The 17,477-nt window shown below is 43.4% G+C and carries 17 protein-coding genes; 7 read left to right on the top strand and 10 right to left on the bottom strand.

Going from position 1 to position 17,477, the window contains the following annotated elements:
- Positions 1 to 167: 167 nt before the first annotated feature.
- Complete coding sequence (locus BM528_RS17505; RefSeq protein ID WP_071980941.1) at positions 168 to 956, bottom strand: substrate-binding periplasmic protein; 789 nt, start codon at positions 954 to 956, stop codon at positions 168 to 170.
- 250 nt (positions 957 to 1,206) lie between these two features.
- On the opposite strand from BM528_RS17505, the gene prmA reads away from it, so the two are divergent.
- The 7 genes from prmA to BM528_RS17540 all read left to right on the top strand — a co-directional run bounded on the left by prmA (position 1,207) and on the right by BM528_RS17540 (position 9,195).
- Complete coding sequence (prmA, locus tag BM528_RS17510) at positions 1,207 to 2,085, top strand: 50S ribosomal protein L11 methyltransferase (RefSeq protein WP_071980942.1); 879 nt, start codon at positions 1,207 to 1,209, stop codon at positions 2,083 to 2,085.
- A 396-nt stretch (positions 2,086 to 2,481) separates the two neighbouring features.
- The gene (dusB, locus tag BM528_RS17515) at positions 2,482 to 3,480 is read left to right on the top strand and encodes a tRNA dihydrouridine synthase DusB (protein ID WP_071981394.1); all 999 of its coding nucleotides are present in this window, start codon (positions 2,482 to 2,484) and stop codon (positions 3,478 to 3,480) included.
- A 30-nt stretch (positions 3,481 to 3,510) separates the two neighbouring features.
- Positions 3,511 to 3,804 carry a DNA-binding transcriptional regulator Fis gene (fis, locus tag BM528_RS17520; RefSeq protein WP_012520109.1) on the top strand — a complete coding sequence of 98 codons (294 nt, stop codon included), beginning with the start codon at positions 3,511 to 3,513 and terminating at the stop codon, positions 3,802 to 3,804.
- An 82-nt stretch (positions 3,805 to 3,886) separates the two neighbouring features.
- Complete coding sequence (gene purH, locus BM528_RS17525) at positions 3,887 to 5,485, top strand: bifunctional phosphoribosylaminoimidazolecarboxamide formyltransferase/IMP cyclohydrolase (RefSeq protein ID WP_071981395.1); 1,599 nt, start codon at positions 3,887 to 3,889, stop codon at positions 5,483 to 5,485.
- Between the two features lie 453 nt (positions 5,486 to 5,938).
- Positions 5,939 to 6,751 (top strand): class I SAM-dependent methyltransferase, encoded by an 813-nt coding sequence (locus tag BM528_RS17530; RefSeq protein ID WP_071980943.1) that lies wholly within the window; start codon positions 5,939 to 5,941, stop codon positions 6,749 to 6,751.
- A gap of 31 nt (positions 6,752 to 6,782) precedes the next feature.
- The gene (gene purD, locus BM528_RS17535; RefSeq protein ID WP_071980944.1) at positions 6,783 to 8,072 is read left to right on the top strand and encodes a phosphoribosylamine--glycine ligase; all 1,290 of its coding nucleotides are present in this window, start codon (positions 6,783 to 6,785) and stop codon (positions 8,070 to 8,072) included.
- Positions 8,073 to 8,235: 163 nt separating this feature from the next.
- Entirely contained in the window at positions 8,236 to 9,195 is a 960-nt protein-coding gene (locus BM528_RS17540; RefSeq protein WP_071980945.1) for an ion transporter, read from the top strand.
- Between the two features lie 453 nt (positions 9,196 to 9,648).
- Here the strand turns inward: BM528_RS17540 and BM528_RS17545 are convergent, their stop codons facing one another.
- The 9 genes from BM528_RS17545 to BM528_RS17590 form a co-directional block, all read right to left on the bottom strand.
- Positions 9,649 to 10,701, bottom strand: coding sequence for a hypothetical protein (locus BM528_RS17545; RefSeq protein WP_071980946.1), 1,053 nt, complete (start codon positions 10,699 to 10,701; stop codon positions 9,649 to 9,651).
- Positions 10,702 to 11,302: 601 nt separating this feature from the next.
- On the bottom strand, positions 11,303 to 11,623 hold the full coding sequence (locus BM528_RS17555) for an energy transducer TonB (protein WP_071980948.1): 321 nt from the start codon (positions 11,621 to 11,623) through the stop codon (positions 11,303 to 11,305).
- A 119-nt stretch (positions 11,624 to 11,742) separates the two neighbouring features.
- Positions 11,743 to 12,036, bottom strand: coding sequence for a HigA family addiction module antitoxin (locus tag BM528_RS17560; RefSeq protein ID WP_032095616.1), 294 nt, complete (start codon positions 12,034 to 12,036; stop codon positions 11,743 to 11,745).
- On the bottom strand, positions 12,036 to 12,314 hold the full coding sequence (locus tag BM528_RS17565) for a type II toxin-antitoxin system RelE/ParE family toxin (protein ID WP_071981396.1): 279 nt from the start codon (positions 12,312 to 12,314) through the stop codon (positions 12,036 to 12,038). The genes BM528_RS17560 and BM528_RS17565 overlap by 1 nt, the downstream gene beginning before the upstream one ends.
- Positions 12,315 to 12,457: 143 nt before the next feature.
- Complete coding sequence (locus BM528_RS18595; RefSeq protein ID WP_156844089.1) at positions 12,458 to 12,607, bottom strand: hypothetical protein; 150 nt, start codon at positions 12,605 to 12,607, stop codon at positions 12,458 to 12,460.
- A 767-nt stretch (positions 12,608 to 13,374) separates the two neighbouring features.
- On the bottom strand, positions 13,375 to 13,683 hold the full coding sequence (locus BM528_RS17575) for a helix-turn-helix transcriptional regulator (RefSeq protein WP_071980950.1): 309 nt from the start codon (positions 13,681 to 13,683) through the stop codon (positions 13,375 to 13,377).
- 8 nt (positions 13,684 to 13,691) lie between these two features.
- The gene (locus BM528_RS17580; RefSeq protein ID WP_071980951.1) at positions 13,692 to 14,081 is read right to left on the bottom strand and encodes an immunoglobulin domain-containing protein; all 390 of its coding nucleotides are present in this window, start codon (positions 14,079 to 14,081) and stop codon (positions 13,692 to 13,694) included.
- 4 nt (positions 14,082 to 14,085) lie between these two features.
- The gene (locus tag BM528_RS17585) at positions 14,086 to 14,535 is read right to left on the bottom strand and encodes a hypothetical protein (RefSeq protein WP_071980952.1); all 450 of its coding nucleotides are present in this window, start codon (positions 14,533 to 14,535) and stop codon (positions 14,086 to 14,088) included.
- Between the two features lie 158 nt (positions 14,536 to 14,693).
- Positions 14,694 to 17,393 (bottom strand): DUF2339 domain-containing protein, encoded by a 2,700-nt coding sequence (locus tag BM528_RS17590; protein WP_071980953.1) that lies wholly within the window; start codon positions 17,391 to 17,393, stop codon positions 14,694 to 14,696.
- Positions 17,394 to 17,477 lie beyond the last annotated feature (84 nt).

The raw sequence follows: 17,477 nt of genomic DNA on the forward strand, positions 1-17,477 counted from the left end.
CATATGTAATGAAAATAACAAGAGCAGGCGGGCTGTTAACTGAGGATGAGTTGGAAAATAGACTTGCCGCTTTGATTTTGTAATAAAAGCATCTAAAGCAACAGAAACTAGTCTTACTTATCGGCCGCTTCGTGGCTAATTGAGCGGTTCACAGTCTTTAGTGGACGCTACTTCAAGTAAGAAATATCCGCAGTTTCGTTTGAGGCATAGGCGAACAAACCGTTTAAGCCGCTCCATTCGAGCCCGTATTTTTCTAACAATGCTTGGTAGCGACCGCTTTTGATAAACAAAGACAAGCTGTGATTAAACGATTCACGCAGTGCCTTGTCTGGAATTCCCGCTCGATAAGTGGAAACTGGAAACAGTTCGTGAAAAACAACATCGTCGTTTTTATATCTATCGTCTTGATTCTTAAAATAAGAAAAGATATTTCTGTCCATTACAGCAACATCAACGCTTCCTAGCATTAGCATGTCTACTTGGCGTTCTTGTTTCGCCATTTCAAGATATGTGGGGTGGGCTGCAAAAATGTGGTGGAACTCTTCACCTAATACCGATGTTGCCGTTTGAAAAGCCACAACGCTCCTCGTTTTTAATGCGTCAACACTGTCGAGATCAAGTTTTCTATCTGCACGGGTAATTGCAACGTTTTGATACACAATGTAAGGGCTAGAGAGTATGTCTTGGGAGACATCATGAGAGTCAGTCATTGTTAGGCCAATATCCACTGCGCCTTGATTGAGCACTTTTGCAGTTCTACCAAAAGGCAAATACAACGGCTTAAACTCATAACCCATGTCATTCACAATCGCACGAATTAACTCTACTTCGAATCCACTATCATTCGCAGCCACGACATACGGAGGCTTATCCCACCCAATTGCCACCTCTAATTCGCGAGAATGCGCATTAAAACACATCAATAAGAGGTTAAAAGCTAAAAGGAATGTTCGCATATGTTAGTGATTCTCATTTACAAGGTGGACTAGTTGGAATGATACAACCTTTATGAATTGTTGGTAGTCGACAAAAGGTTAATTTTTAAGCATGACATTTTAGCGAAATTAACAAAACTATAGGGTTTGCTTCGCGAAGAGGCTTTTTACCCAATTAACTATGCACGACAGGTATTTTTATTTCCCAGTCGATTTCGTTTAATTGAGGTGAGAGGTACAATAGTGGTAAACACGTTAATGAACAATCACTATGGCTTGGTTACAACTACGAATTAATACTACCTCAGAGTATGCAGATGCAATTGGCGATATGCTAAGTGCAAATGGCTCACAAGCGGTTACCTATGTAGATGCGAAAGATACGCCTATGTACGAACCCAAGCCCGGCGAAGTGCTGCTTTGGCCAGACACCCAAGTGGTGGGTTTGTTTGAAGCCGACGCCGATATGAAACGTATTTTAGCTCGACTAGCCAAAGCAAAAATATTAGGCCCAGACTTCAAATACAAGCTCGAACCATTAGAAGACAAAGACTGGGAACGGGAGTGGATGGACAACTTTCATCCTATGCAATTCGGCGAGCGACTATGGATTTGCCCAAGCTGGCGTGACGTCCCTGATCCGAATGCCGTTAATGTGATGCTAGACCCTGGCCTTGCCTTTGGAACAGGTACTCACCCCACTACCGCATTGTGCCTTCGCTGGCTAGATGGCATCGATATGGCAGGCAAAACCGTGGTAGATTTTGGCTGCGGCTCCGGCATTCTAGCTCTAGCTGCATTAAAACTAGGTGCTAAGCGTGTTATCGGCATTGATATCGATCCACAGGCCTTACAAGCCACGCAAGAAAATGCCCGTCGAAACGATGTTGAAGATCGTTTGGACGTTTTTTTGCCAGAAAATCAACCAACACTAGAAGCTGAAGTAGTCGTTGCCAATATACTCTCCGGCCCCCTTCTCGAATTAAGAGAAGTCATTACAGGGTATTGCAAACCTGACGGCCTGCTTGTGCTGTCGGGTATTTTAACTGAACAAGTGGAAACTATTGAAAGTGCCTATGCCAAGGATATTTCACTAGACCCCAGTGCAATAGACGGTGAATGGGCAAGAGTATCAGGGCGTAAGCATTAGTGCCGCGCACTCAATAAGACACCATCCGTGATCTTTATTGTTCACTGAACCCGCATACTTTTTCAGCTATAAGTTGTCTTTTCCAGTGTTGCACAACCGTTCAAACAATAAAAAAAGGGTGTAATTGTTAAATTTTTTCACATTACATCCCTTTTAAATCGTGGCTTTCAAGTCTTAAGCACAAAATTTCACCAACATTTTCACGTTAGATTACTAACAATACAGATTTTTTTTGCTGTCAATACCGTTTAGTGAAATTTTGTGTGATTTTTAGCCTTTTCAAGCATTGCGAAAACACGTACACTTAGCGCCCCGTTTTGGCCGGGTGTATAATTTCTGTGCAATTATAGATGGTGAGCTTCGCGTTAACTTATGCAAAAACCTATGCGACATACTTTGCAAATTGGACCATACAAGTTAGATAACAATTTGATGTTAGCTCCCATGGCTGGCGTAACTGACCGACCGTTTCGGCAATTGTGCAAGCGTTTAGGCGCAGGTCTTGTTGTGTCAGAGATGTTGTCGAGTAATCCGAAAGTTTGGAATACCGCAAAATCACAAGCGCGAATGAACCATGAGGGTGAAGAAGGAGTTCGCTCTGTACAGATAGCGGGTGCCGATCCTGAGCTTATGGCACAGGCAGCGCAGTTCAATGTTGATAATGGTGCGCAAATCATCGACATCAATATGGGTTGCCCTGCAAAGAAGGTGAACAAGAAGCTTGCAGGTTCAGCATTGCTTCAGTACCCAGACACAGTGGAAAGTATCATTAAAGCGGTAGTAAACGCTGTTGATGTTCCTGTAACACTTAAAATACGCACCGGCTGGAATCCAGAAAATCGCAATGGGGTAGAGATTGCCCGCATTGCAGAGCAAAACGGCATACAATCGCTCGCCGTTCACGGTAGAACAAGAGCATGTATGTATAAAGGAGAGGCAGAGTACGACACCATACGCCAGATTAAGGCGGCAATTTCAATACCGGTTATTGCAAATGGTGACATTGCTTCTGCACAAAAGGCACAAGAGGTACTGAATTACACAGGTGCAGATGGCGTTATGATTGGTCGCGGCGCGCAGGGTAAACCTTGGATTTTTAATCAAATTCAACATTATCTTGAAACGGGCGAAACCATAGCACCACCACCGCTGTCTCAACAATATGAAATTTTGCACGAGCACGTCGCTAACGTACAAGATTTTTATGGAGAGGCAGCAGGCGTGAGAATAGCCCGGAAGCACGTGGGCTGGTATCTCTCGGAACATGATACGGATCGTCAGTTTCGTAAATCGTTTAACGCTATCGAAGATGCGAATGAGCAACTCGATGCACTAAATGCATATTTTCAAGCGCTGCAGACTCGAGAAAACCGACAGATTTCTCCGGCAGCATAGTGATGACTAACTAAAGAGCAACACAGTATTATGTTCGATCAAAACGTGACTTCACCTTTTACTACTACCGTAACTACGCCTTCACAAACGCAGGCTCAAAAGCCTTTGCGCGATTCTGTTAAGCAAGCGGTAAATAAGTACCTTAAGCAACTAGACAACGCAAACATCGATAACTTGTACGAAATGGTACTCGCTGAAGTGGAAGCTCCACTGCTAGAGGAAGTCATGACTTATACCCGCGGCAACCAAACTCGCGCGGCTATCATGATGGGCATCAACCGTGGCACACTTCGCAAAAAGCTAAAGCAATACGGCATGAACTAAGATTTTAAGGGCTTTGCCCAGTAAAGAGCACCATACGGTGCTCTTTTTGTTTCAACACTACAACTTTGAAGCTACTACATTTATGCAAACACCAAAACCAATCAAACGTGCTCTTTTAAGTGTCTCTGATAAAACAGGTATTGTCGATTTCGCAAAAGCGCTGCATAACGCTGGCGTTGAGCTTTTGTCGACTGGCGGTACCGCTAAACTTCTCGCTGAAGCAGGCCTTCCTGTGAAGGAAGTGTCTGATCACACAGGTCACCCTGAAATTATGGCTGGCCGAGTAAAAACCCTTCACCCGAAAGTACACGGCGGCATACTTGCTCGCCGCGGCGTTGATGAAGCAGTAATGGAAGAAAACAACATTGCGCCTATCGACTTAGTGGTAGTTAACCTCTACCCGTTCGCAGCTACTGTGGCCAATGAAGATTGCACTTTAGAAGATGCCATCGAGAACATCGATATTGGCGGGCCTACAATGGTGCGTGCGGCAGCAAAAAACCACAAAGACGTGACTATTGTGGTTAATGCAGCAGATTACGACAATGTTTTAGCAGAAATGAACGCCAATGATGGTTCATTAAAGTATCAGACTCGTTTTGACCTTGCTATAAAGGCTTTCGAGCATACTGCTGAATATGACGGCATGATTGCTAACTACTTTGGTGCTCGCTTAGATAGTACAGAGTGCGAAGAAGACTGCGACCACCAGCACAGTGAATTCCCACGCACTTTCAACGTTCAAATGAGCAAAAAGCAAGACTTGCGCTATGGTGAAAACAGCCACCAAAATGCCGCATTTTACGTTGAAAATACAATTCAAGAAGCTTCTGTTGCCACTGCTGAACAGCTGCAGGGTAAAGAGCTATCGTTTAATAATATTGCCGATACCGACTCAGCACTAGAGTGCGTAAAAGAATTCGACGAACCGGCGTGCGTTATTGTAAAACACGCTAATCCTTGCGGTGTTGCCATTGGCGACGACATTTTGAGTGCCTACGAACGCGCGTTCAAAACCGACCCCACCTCAGCGTTCGGCGGTATTATTGCTTTTAACCGCGAACTCGATGCTAAAACAGCGCAGGCTATTGTAGATCGTCAGTTCGTTGAAGTGATTATTGCTCCAACCGTTAGCGACGAAGCGAAAGAAGTAGTCAGTGCGAAGAAGAACGTACGCCTTCTAGCATGTGGCGACTGGACTGGTCAGTTGACCGAAGGTTACGACTTTAAACGCGTTAATGGCGGCCTGCTAGTTCAAGAGCGCGACTTCGGTATGGTTGAGAGAGAAGATTTAACAGTAGTCACCAAGGTTAAGCCTTCTGAAGAGCAGCTTCGCGACCTTATGTTCTGCTGGAAAGTAGCCAAATACGTTAAGTCCAATGCCATTGTGTATTGCAAAGACGGCATGACTATTGGCGTTGGCGCAGGGCAAATGAGCCGAGTGTACTCTGCGAAAATTGCGGGAATTAAAGCTGCCGACGAAAACCTAGAAGTAGCCGGCTCAGTAATGGCCTCTGACGCATTCTTCCCATTCCGTGATGGTATTGATGCAGCTGCAGAAGCGGGCATTAAGGCTGTTATCCAGCCTGGTGGCTCAATGCGTGACCAAGAGGTGATTGACGCAGCTGACGAACACGGAATTGCGATGGTGTTTACAGGCATGCGCCACTTCCGCCATTAAGCGGCTATTGGTCAACAGACCAAAAAAGAAAGTATCCCATCCAAGGGGGCGCCTCTGCGGCGGTTTTGTCGCAGAGGCTTTAAGTTTATTATTTACCCTTTTTAGCTTTTGCCTTCTGGCCTTTGCATCTATAAGGCAGCGCTAGTTTGTATATCTCAGGTTCATTTACCGGAGGTATAAGGCCGTAGCCAAGCTCAAAGTGAAAACGATAAAGGGCCGAATTATTCTGCTAGGTATCAAAAGCGTGTTACGGTTAACTGATAGGCTTGATCTTACTTATGGTAGTTTGTAGTAATACTATTAACCCAGTGGTTGTCGTATTTAGCTATCAGTTGTTTAGCTATTCAGTTGTGTAGTAAAAAGCATAGGCTGAAATACACCATACTTTGGGTGATGCGATGCTTTAGGCAAAGCTGCACCGAATAAATACCCTAGACAGAAAAGGAAATAATAATGAAAAAGTTAGCCCAACTAATGTTAGCTGCAACGCTTGGCATGTCTGCGTGCTATGCGTCTGCCGATGCCATTTCAGACGCCGTAAAAAGCGAACTGCGTACCTCAGACGCCAAAGCCAGAGATGAATACCGTAAACCACAGCAAACCCTCCGTTTCTTTGGCCTGAAGCCTGAGATGACGGTAGTTGAAATTTCGCCAGGTGGTGGTTGGTATACGGATATTTTATACCCCGTTGTAAAAGACAGCGGAAAATATGTTGCCGCACACTTCTACGTTGATGAATCGACCAACGATTACTACAAAAAAGCCCTAGCCGCTTTCAAAGAAAAAACCCAAGCAGGTGGAAAATATGAAGGTGCAGCAGTAACCGCATTCCACCCAACCAAAGCCCTTGATATTATTGACGCTGGAAGTGCTGACATGGTGCTGACTTTCCGCAATGTACATAACTGGTATATGCGAGAGGGTGATACAGGTATCGATAATGCTTTTGGTGCCTTCTTTAAAGCACTCAAGCCTGGTGGTGTTTTAGGTGTGGTTGAACACGAATTACCAGAAAGTGCCGACGATGCGGTAATGACATCTAGCGGCTACATGAAGCGCTCGTATGTTGTTGCGGCTGCTGAAAAAGCGGGCTTCATGCTAGAAGCAAGCAGCGATATTAATGCCAACGCTATGGATAATGCCGACCACCCTAAAGGCGTGTGGACACTTCCTCCAAGATTGGCATTAGAAGATCAAGACCGCGATAAATACCTTGCCATTGGCGAGAGTAATCGCATGACGCTTAAATTTAAAAAGCCTAATTAATTTACAACTTAAAGCATAAACGGAATAGTGAATGAACGTACTTGTCATTGGCGGCGGTGGTCGCGAACACGCGCTAGCATTTAAAGCAGCGCAGTCTTCTGAAGTTTCAACAGTTTTTGTCGCGCCTGGAAATGCAGGCACGGCAACAGAGCCTAAGCTGGAGAATGTACCTATTGATGTAAGCGACATCGCAGGTCTCGTTTCTTTTGCGAGAGGTAACGACGTTGAACTTACCATTGTTGGTCCGGAAGCTCCGCTAGTGGCAGGTGTCGTTGATACGTTTACTAATGAAGGCTTAACTATTTTCGGCCCTACACAAGCTGCAGCACAGCTTGAAGGGTCAAAAGCGTTTACCAAAGATTTTCTTGCTCGTCACAATATACCCACTGCGGAATATCAGAATTTCACTGAAATTGACCCAGCCATTGCCTACGTACGCGAAAAAGGCGCGCCTATCGTAGTAAAAGCCGACGGTTTAGCAGCAGGGAAAGGCGTTATTGTTGCCATGACTCTTGAAGACGCCGAAGCTGCCATTCGTGATATGTTAGCAGGTAACGCTTTTGGCGAAGCAGGTAGCCGCGTGGTAATTGAAGAGTTCTTAGATGGTGAAGAAGCGTCGTTTATCGTTATGGTAGATGGAAAAAATGTGCTGCCATTTGCGACCAGTCAAGATCACAAACGTGCTGCTGACGGCGACAAAGGTCCAAACACGGGCGGTATGGGCGCATATTCTCCTGCTCCAGTTGTCACTCAAGCTATTCACGACCGTGTTATGAACGAAGTTATTATGCCAACAGTCAATGGCATGGCGGCTGAAGGAAATGACTACGTGGGCTTTCTATATGCTGGCCTGATGATTATGGCTGACGGCACGCCAAAAGTGATTGAATATAACTGTCGATTTGGCGACCCAGAAACACAGCCCATTATGCTGCGTTTGCAGTCAGATCTTGTCCCTCTTTGCCTAGCAGCCTGTAAAGGAGAGTTAGACACGCAAACTATCGAGTTTGACCCTCGTGCGTCAGTAGGTGTTGTGCTTGCTGCAGGCGGTTACCCAGGTAGCTATGAGAAAGGTGACGAGATTACTGGCTTTGACGAAGCAGACAAGCTAGACGGCAAAGTGTTTCATGCCGGTACGGCACTTAGCGACGGCAAAGTAGTAACCGCTGGTGGTCGTGTGCTTTGTGCAACAGCACTTGGCAACAGTGTGACCGAAGCACAGCAAAAAGCCTACGAGTTGCTAAATACTATTCAATTCAAAGACGTTTACTATCGTACTGATATAGCTCATCGAGCGATAGCAAGAGAAGCGAAAGCTTAACCCAACCTTTGAATTAAATGAGGCCACCAAATAAGGTTGTGCCTTGAAAGTAAGTCAATAAAGCGAATTAGTAAAAGCTAATTCGCTTTTTCTTTATCTATTCAAATCATCTGGTTTCTCGCTACAATGAATGATGATATAGCATTCACTAAGTTAACTAATAATGACATTGCAACAAGCCTGCTATCACATACTCGCGCCAGCCTCTGAAGCCGCTCATTTTAAAAAGGCTAGTCGTCTTTTCGATTTCTTTTTAGTTGTCATTATTACTGTCAATATTGCTGCGATGATGATCGAAACACTTCCCAACATATCTCAGGCTTGGCTAACAAAACTGCACACTATTGAAATTGTTTCGGTTATTTTGTTCAGCGCAGAGTACGTGCTGCGTGTTTATAGCAGTGCCGAAAACCCTAATTTGAGTGACAAAACCACTCACCACATTGGCTCTGCAAAAAGCTGGGCGCCTTGGCAAAAGCGCTGGCACTACATAAAAAGCCCAATGGCGATTATCGATCTGATGGCTATTCTGCCGTTTTTCCTCAGTATGTTCTTTATGCTCGACCTACGCATTTTACGGGTTTTCAGAGTGTTAAGAATATTGAAGATAGGACGCTACTCTCGCTCCATCCAAACTCTGGTAGACGTAGTGCGTAGCGAAGCCCATTCGCTTGTCGCTGCGCTAAGTGTACTAATGCTATTTACCGTAATTGCTGCCACCTGCATTTACTACATTGAACACAACGCCCAGCCCGAGGTATTTAGCAGCATTCCCGCCTCGCTTTGGTGGGCTTTGGTGACTTTAACCACGGTGGGCTATGGTGATGCAGTTCCCATCACTTCGCTAGGTAAGATATTTGGTGGTTTTATTACCGTAATGGGTATTTGCTTTTACGCCTTACCTGCGGGCATTTTATCTTCAAGCTATACAGGAAAGATGCAGCTTAAACGAGACCGGTTCAAAGACACTGTTCGAAGTGCACTAGATGATGGTGTGCTCAGTGAACATGACATACATCACATTGAACGAGTACGAGGTTTACTTGATTTAGACGAAGAAGAAGCACGCCTTATCATTCGCTTGCTGCGACACCATCACAACGGTAAGTCGAAAGATGAATGAAAGGCGCTGGGCTTTTAATTGATTGACTCATTCATTGATTAGACAGCTAAAGATGGCTTTAGACGCAGCTTAAGACGCAATGGCTCATATCTGATTTTACACCTTCATTTATTGATTTAGTTACCACCTGAAAGGCCGATTGAGACAAACAGCGGACCTTCGCTTTCCTGTGATTAGGTCTGCAACGCATCAGGGGCAGAGTCAGCGCCCGGCGGCTATTAAGCACAGGTTCCCCCTCCACTATAACACTAGTATCCTCACGTCATTCATCTGCAAACGAAAGGTGGAGAGAACCAAACACATCTGTGTATTCTCAATATCTCACTGGCTCACCGCTATACAAAAAATGTCAGAAATTACGCATTAAAGTAGCACATCTTACTGCGCAAAATTATGCTTGAACGCCTTTGTTCTAAGCTTTAGCTGTTAGTTGCAATGTGTGTCTATTTAAGTTTAAAAATCACTAATCTTATAAATTTTTATACCAACATTATTTTCATGAGATACGATCAAAAAATCTTGATAGACAAATACCCCTTCAACTGTGTCTACTACATCAATCTTATATGTATTCTGGATTTCGTCATTTGAAAGTCGATAAAAGTATATGAAGTTGCTGTTAGCGATAAAAACACCTTCATTGTGGACAGAGATCCTGTTGATTGCATTTACTACCGATGGACTAGCTGGTTCTTGGAAAATTACTGGTTCTCCTAAACCATTCGAGTCGACACTCATTTTCCACACAGATGAAAATCCGGTAAAAAAGATGAAACCATCTCTGTACTCGATATCACTGCCATAAATCTCTTCAGTCGTAGAATACTCGTCTTTCAGTTCAAATTCAGAGTTAAACAATTTGATATATCTGTTTCCTGATAATCCTTCGAATACAACAAACTCACCGCTTTGAAGTGGAAAGATGTTATCTATGTAGTTGCTCGTTTGATATCTTTCTACTTCGGTACTCCCGCTTTCCTCACTAATACACAATTCCTTAAGCGTATCAGGAGACTCGCCAGAAGTTCCTCTGTCTACCCAATAAACGCAATTTCCATAAGACGCAAATATCGTTGCACTTAAATTGGGTGATGGTTGAGTAGAATACACAGTATCTAATAGGCTCCCCTCTAAACTTTGAATACTCACAGAATTTAGACCTAATATTCCAAGTCGGTCATTTGTCAGCGCCGCTAAATTATTTGCAAGAGAAGCAGTAATTTGCACTTCTGTCTCTACCAATCCGGAGCTGCCGATATCCAAAAGACTAATTCCTGCATTGTGGCTTATTGCTAGAGAGTCTTGGTAAGAAACATAGGTTCTTCCCCCTGGCAACCAATAGGAGTCCACAAAATCCACATTAACTTCGACTATTTCAGGGGAAGTTTGACTACCATTATTATTGCTTTCCGTGCCGTCATCTACGAGGGTCTCTGGGTCGCTATTTGAACCACAAGCATTTAAAAACATTAAAGAAGAAAGAAGAAGAGCTTGGGTTATGCGCATAAATACTCCGTTAGCACACTCACGTTAGTATACTGGTGCTGACTACTACTCTTTTCTGTTTTACTCATAAGATCATCCATTCTAATACTCTCCTAAGGTTTTTAAATCGCGGCTATGAATTTACCTGTTAACTTTTCACTAGCGAGTGTCATAATTTTTTTTCATATTTTACGCAAAGCACGATATAGCCACAAAACGAAGATACTCAATACTATGACTAAAGCATAGTCAAACATGTAATTGGTTAATGTCATCAAGCTTCCGGTAATGATAAATGACGCAACGTGCCCGAGAAAAATAGAAACTGTAGATGTGAGCGCTAGAGCTGAAAAGCTAGCAAAACTTAATTTAAATGCTTGGTATATGAGAAACGGAAGGTAGATGACTGTAAGCGCCGAATAAGATACAGCCGTAAATCTGAAGGAGTTTATCGCTAATCCCGAAAAGTTGTAAATCAACGTACCGGTAAGATACTGAGTAACCGCGAGCATGCAGCAAAATAAGGCTAATTTTCTATTCATTTTAACGATTCCTTTCAATAACATAACACCAAATTAAGCGGCGTTGCCCGCTCTTGGGAATGTTTGCTTAAATTTCCTTGTTAACTTTCATTTTCAATATCAAATTCCAACCTAACCTTCATATCTTTTTGAACCACTGCAACTCCGTCTACAACCTTAGGTTTATACTTCCATTTTCCTAGAGCTTTTATAGCTGCTTTATCCAACATTCCCTGATGAGTAGATTTTATTACCTTAATATTAGCGACATCACCAAGCTCAGTGATGTCAAAAGATAGATCCACCCATCTTTCAGATGTCGGCGCTTTCAATAAATCTGCTTTTTTTGATTCATCTAAACTATCTGCGGTACATATCCCTGCAGACATTAATAAAGCAAAGAAAATGACAACCTTAAACATGAATAATCCTCCTTGAAAGTTAACTTTTAAATAAGGGGCGATGGCACGTAGGGCATAATAGCGAAGCGGCCCTGCGTGTTAGCGTCTCAACGAGCGACAGCGAGTGATTTTATTTTTTGTTAGGCGGCATGCAGATCTATTGGCTGCACATTATCCAAGTTAATGTTTTGTTTCGCTTGCCAAAGTTCATAGTTGTCTTGCATGCTAAGCCAACTTTCTGGGCTGCGTCCCAATACTTTTGATAGCCTTAAGGCCATTTCTGGCGTTACTGCACTTTTACCCTTTACGACACGATTTAATGTTGAAGCTGCAACACCAAGATGGGTAGCGAGTGTTCTGCAGCTTATACCATGTGGCTCCATGTAAATAGACTCAATAAATTCACCTGGATGTGGTGGGTTATGCATATTCATTAGTGATAATCCTCGTAATTTAAGATGTAAGCATTACCATCCGTGAACTCAAAAGTTACTCTCCAATTACCGTTAACTGATATTGACCAAATGTTAGATCTTTCTCCCTTGAGTTGATGGAGAGAAAAGCCAGGTAGATTAATGTCATCAATATTTTGTGCGGTATGAATTGCTGCTAACTGCATACGAAGTTTTTTCGCATGCTTAGTTTGTATGCCTGAGGTTTTCCCTTTTTCGAAAAAGAGCTTCAGGCCTTTATGTTTAAATGACTTAATCACGGCACGAGTGTAGCGCATTGCGCAACGCGGTGCAACTTGACGCCTAACTTCCAAATATGGGGCGTAAACACGTGTGCAATAATGGCGAAGCCGCGCACGTGTTTGCGTCCCAGCGAGCGACAGCGAGTGCCATTATTTGCTTGTTATATGCCATTGCTGAATTTTACCTTTTCTGCCAATAAAGGAGACCAAGGAATGAATAGTGGACGACTGTCTTTGCTGTCTTCAATCTCTAGCTTTGCTACTTCGTGCCCCAAGCATTGGAGTATTTCTATATCAATTATTTTCCCCAATTCGACTGACCTAAAATGTCTAGACCGCCCGAACAACAAATTATCTCCATCTATCCTAGCAGAGCATGATAGAAACTTATTTTCAAAAGGAACTGCTCCAATTGCATATTCCGACTGATAAAAATATGAATTTTTGATGCTTTTTCCGAAACAGTCTAAGAATTTTGAGTGATGTCGCCTATAGCGATATATTCTCAAAAAGAACGTAACTCCAACAGCCAAGAAAGATAGAAAAACTGATAACCACAGATTTACGCCCATAAAAACTAAGCCAACTAGTACACAAAAAGCAGGCAATACGAAAAGGGCCATTGAATGCGCGACTCTTTTGTGTTTGGGGAAATTTATGTCCATTGCATTCTTATGGCATATAACAATTTAGTAGTGCGCAAATTGCGCGTTTTTCTTCCGAGCATGTGCTCGTTTTTATCCATAGTGCCATCATTCAGAGTTTACTGAAAGTCAAAGAGTACAGAGGTCACGCTTAATAAGGGCTAAATACGTAGAGGACAAAAACGCGCGATTGGGTCGTTTTCCTGAATATAGGGGAAGGCAGCTACGACCGTATACGTAGACAGGCATTTAACTCTCAATATGTCAATATTTTGAGCAGAAACTAGCTCTTTGGGTCCATTAAGTAATAAATAATCAACTTCCGGTTTACGTACACTAGAGACTGTCAGATTTGATCTTGTTCTTTATAAAGAGTGTTCAAGTGATGACCAATCCAAATAATGTCGTTAACACCAATCGACTTTAGAGCAGCGCTAAAATTGTTGTACTGGCTCCACCACCAACCACAAGACCACAAGACCACAGATAAAAATAAATAAGTACGCTTTTACTGGATTTTGTCGTGCTGGCTCTACTTCTGTTATTTCCGGCACTTTAAATAATGTCTGACGCTTTACATCAAAGGCTACACATAAGGCCATTATGGTCTCCAGCGATGCATTCCCTTTGTTTTCCACTCGCTGAATGGTGCGTAAATTTACGTCACATAACTCTGCAAGCTGCGCTTGGGTCCACGCTCGCTCTATGCGCATCTCTTTTACAATATCGCCTCTAACTTCCATTTGTTATTTCACCCTGCAAATAGCATAACTGCAAAATAACCAAACACCGCCCCCAAAGCGGCTATACCGGCAATGACCGCGATGTTTTTAACAAGCGAATTATCGCGAGAAAGCATAGAGGTAGACTCTCGCTGCACAGTACGTGCACCTTTTTTTAGGCGCACCTCTGTACGGTAAGTGAAAGGGTTCTCCACTTCCACCTCGAGAGTATAATCTTGGTCATTTAGCCTAAGCGCGTGTCGACCTGTAAATCGAAACAAGTTGCGATGTTCTGATACAGGGTGATCGTCCACATACACAACCTCTTTCCCCGACCATAAACTGCAGTGTACCGCTATATCGTGGCCTTCGTGTTGCAAGTGACACCAGAGCCCCTGCCTCATTGTTATTTGCGTCATAATACTATCCGGAGAAACTCATAAAGCCTAAATAACCGCAAAGAAAGCCCACAATTAACCCTACGAATAAAAGCTTATCCATACTGAAAAAGGATTTCAGTAAATTTCCTTTTTCCAATTGCGATAGCGTTTCGCTGGCCACTTCTTTCCCGTCACAAAAAAGAGTGACCTTTAATTCACCACGTAAAACATGAGTCATGTGTGTTTTTACGAGATACTCATGACCATTTTTAGTAAACGCATGCTCACTTTTCGTGCTGCTTAAATTTCTAAACGACGATACCACTTCGTTATTGAAAGACACTTTTTCCTTACCGCTAAACACCGAGCCCCACATAGAGATATCATTACCCTCGTGGTCGAAATAAAACCAATACCCATTATTTAGCGATACTTGACTCATATGTTCTCTTCTTGATACTAGCGATTGTTTTATAACTTCATTTGTTTGCATGATTGTTCTCCTTTGCTTCAATGCCAGCGCATTTCATCGGAAATAGCGAGTAAGTGAAACGGCACTAATGCGACAGGACAGTAAATCATCTGTTTTTGTCATACGACACCCCTGTGTCGCATTGCTAAACCACTAAAATATAATAAGAAAATAAAAACTCATGCGCCAGACAATTCAGCGTCGCCACGCAGCTTTTGGAACAGCCAACCAATGCCAACCAAGCTTAGACCTAGTCCGATAAAGGAAAGCGCACGATATAATCCTTCGAGATTTGCCATATCAATAACAAACGCTTTTAAGATCACCACAGCTAATAAACCGAAGCCAAGCTTTACTGCTAAAACACGCTGCTTTATTTGCCCTATAAATATGGTGGTGGTTGCGATAACAAGCCAACAGATAGAGTAGGTGTAAAGCTCAGGTTGAGTGAATCCAGTATCTAAAATAATGCTGGCCTGATGAAAAGCGCCGCGAATTACACTGTTTACATAGAGAAATGCAAAACCACCGGCAATGGCACCTAAGCCAATACGAAGCTGTTGACTGATTAATGAAGATAGTGCATTTAACGAACCTAAAACTCTACGCTGCAGCACGCTAGAAAGTATGCAACCTATTATTGCAGCAGGCAGTAACCACTGAAGCAGCAACCAGTTAAAAACGGCACCATCTCCCGTAGGCTGCGCGTATATAAAAGGGTTGTGCTTAATACTTATATCTGTGTGGATAATACCTGCACCGATAAGCAGAACGAGGGCGGCATTGCGGTATAACACTGTCATGGTACTGGCAATATATGCTCGGTAATAATATGCACCAGAAAGCGCGACCCAACCAAGTGCCAACAGTACACTCTCTTGATAGGTAGCTGAAAAAACACTGGGGTAATTGCCTGTTAGGTAATAGCCTGGCTCTGTAGTGATAAACAGCGCAGCTAAATGAAGTAATGCCCCTTCCAACCATATCTTTAGGCTATCTGAAGGGTTGTACTTCCTAGCAATAAGTAATGATAAGAAAATGAAAGGATAGATAACGGCAGTCCAGTGCACGCCTAATATAGACTCGTATGCGTAGTCTGCAAGCCAAGGAGCCACTGTAATACGCACCATAACAATGGCTAGCAGCACTTTATAAAGCCAATCTGGCAAGCTGACTTTATAGCGAAGACTCAATACGCTGATGCTAGCCACTTGCAATGCTAGGGCGAACGACAGCACTGCGGCATCTAACAACATAGTTAAACACAACGTAAGACAGGCATTGGCGAGCACTGCGTAAGTAAGCTGCGCTAGTTTTTGCGACTTGAATATCACCCATGTACTCAAAATGGCTAAAAGCGCCAGCTCAAAGGCCCAAACACTGTACACAAGTTGCTGGGCGAATGTGGCAGTAAGTGCATAGCTCACACCGAATAATGTGATAGGAAAGGCGACAATGTAAATCCAAAACGCTGGACGCTGCGTTTTGTGCGCCATAAGCGCGACATAAGATGTTATAGCAAGTGCTGCAATTTGCACATACAGATAAACACCTGAAAATACTGTGTTGATATCAGTAATGCGTCCCGCGTTTCCAGAGGCGCGCCCTGTAATAGCCTCGATGATAAACATATCTTCTAGCATCACCACATGACCCACCGTAGCAACAAGCAAAAGAAACGGCCAGCTATCAAATATGCTGTGTCGATAAGATGGCAGCAGCAATAATGCTCCTAAAACGGCAGCGCTCAACCAAATGTGCATATCTTCTGCATAAAACACCAAATAGGTATGCAATAAAATAAAAGATAACAACACCCCCACCATTTCCCGTGAAGGTTTTATTAGCTCTTTAAGAGATAAGGTCTCATTAAATTTATCCCGCAGCGACCAGCCTAGTGTGTGCGTGAAACAGAATAAATAAACAGAAAAAACGGTAAACCCAAGCCAAACCACAATATCGGCCTTATCGGAATAGGTCAGCGCCATAAACGCCCAAGCAAAATGGCCCAAAACGCTGAGACGCCATAGCCACATCTGCGACACTTTCTGAGAAATCCATATGCCCGAGAGCGACACTAGAGAAATAAACACTAGTAAGGTGACAATGCTGTTAGCGTCTGTTTTAATTAAAGCAGGAGTTGCATATGCTCCCACAATGCCAATCGACGCCAACAGAGGACCGTATCTTAGTGCTAGTGAGATAGCGCCGAAAGCAACTACCGCCATCAACAAAAAAGCGACTACAGGTGCTATAAACTGATAGAAATCATAGGCGACAAGAATTATTGCGTAGCAAGTTACTACACCTCCACTGGCCAAAGCTGCACAAATAGTGGGAGAGTAAATACTGAATTTTTCTCGGTTCCTGGCGAGATATTCGGCGCCAGCTACCAAGGCAATGCCAAACGCCGCACCTATTAGCACACGTATTTCAGCCGATAACAATCCGGCCTCAACCGAATAAACGGCAAGGAATACGCCTCCCACAGCAAGAACTACACCGCCAAGCCACAATAAACCGTGGCGCTTTATAGACGTCATCAGACTTGATTCATCTGAAAGGAAACGCTGCAGAAGCGGCACTCTGCTACTTTTTTCGCTCTCAACGTCTTCTGTATCTAACGCTACTTGCTGTTCAGAGCCATTTGGCTGTTCAAAGGAGGGATGCTTATTTTCGCTACTGTGCTTATCGCCAGCATTATCGATGTGAGCCTGCGAGTCAGAGCGCTTTAACCCACTAAAATCCTGAGTTGCCAGTTGCTTCTTAAGTGCCTTGATGTCATTTGAAAGGGCTGTAATCTGACTTTGCTGTGAATACGACAAAAGCGCGCCAATGCATATCAATAAAGCGAAAAGCACACCTAATAGTAGCAACATAACCAAGGTCCCTGTAGAAATGTGTCGTCAAATGACAGCGCATTAAGGTGCGGTATACTCACGAAAAAGTCAAATAGCTGCCTT

Source organism: Alteromonas sp. RW2A1 (genome assembly GCF_001886475.1).
Taxonomy (GTDB): domain Bacteria; phylum Pseudomonadota; class Gammaproteobacteria; order Enterobacterales; family Alteromonadaceae; genus Alteromonas; species Alteromonas hispanica.

Excerpts from the sequence above, each read along its gene's own strand:
- BM528_RS17505 (WP_071980941.1), bottom strand. The coding sequence starts at position 956 with ATGCGAACATTCCTTTTAGCTTTTAACCTCTTATTGATGTGTTTTAAT.
- prmA (WP_071980942.1), top strand. The coding sequence starts at position 1,207 with ATGGCTTGGTTACAACTACGAATTAATACTACCTCAGAGTATGCAGAT.
- fis (WP_012520109.1), top strand. The coding sequence starts at position 3,511 with ATGTTCGATCAAAACGTGACTTCACCTTTTACTACTACCGTAACTACG.
- purH (WP_071981395.1), top strand. The coding sequence starts at position 3,887 with ATGCAAACACCAAAACCAATCAAACGTGCTCTTTTAAGTGTCTCTGAT.
- BM528_RS17530 (WP_071980943.1), top strand. The coding sequence starts at position 5,939 with ATGAAAAAGTTAGCCCAACTAATGTTAGCTGCAACGCTTGGCATGTCT.
- purD (WP_071980944.1), top strand. The coding sequence starts at position 6,783 with ATGAACGTACTTGTCATTGGCGGCGGTGGTCGCGAACACGCGCTAGCA.
- BM528_RS17540 (WP_071980945.1), top strand. The coding sequence starts at position 8,236 with ATGACATTGCAACAAGCCTGCTATCACATACTCGCGCCAGCCTCTGAA.
- BM528_RS17545 (WP_071980946.1), bottom strand. The coding sequence starts at position 10,701 with ATGCGCATAACCCAAGCTCTTCTTCTTTCTTCTTTAATGTTTTTAAAT.
- BM528_RS17555 (WP_071980948.1), bottom strand. The coding sequence starts at position 11,623 with ATGTTTAAGGTTGTCATTTTCTTTGCTTTATTAATGTCTGCAGGGATA.
- BM528_RS17560 (WP_032095616.1), bottom strand. The coding sequence starts at position 12,036 with ATGAATATGCATAACCCACCACATCCAGGTGAATTTATTGAGTCTATT.
- BM528_RS17575 (WP_071980950.1), bottom strand. The coding sequence starts at position 13,683 with ATGGAAGTTAGAGGCGATATTGTAAAAGAGATGCGCATAGAGCGAGCG.
- BM528_RS17580 (WP_071980951.1), bottom strand. The coding sequence starts at position 14,081 with ATGACGCAAATAACAATGAGGCAGGGGCTCTGGTGTCACTTGCAACAC.
- BM528_RS17585 (WP_071980952.1), bottom strand. The coding sequence starts at position 14,535 with ATGCAAACAAATGAAGTTATAAAACAATCGCTAGTATCAAGAAGAGAA.
- BM528_RS17590 (WP_071980953.1), bottom strand. The coding sequence starts at position 17,393 with ATGTTGCTACTATTAGGTGTGCTTTTCGCTTTATTGATATGCATTGGC.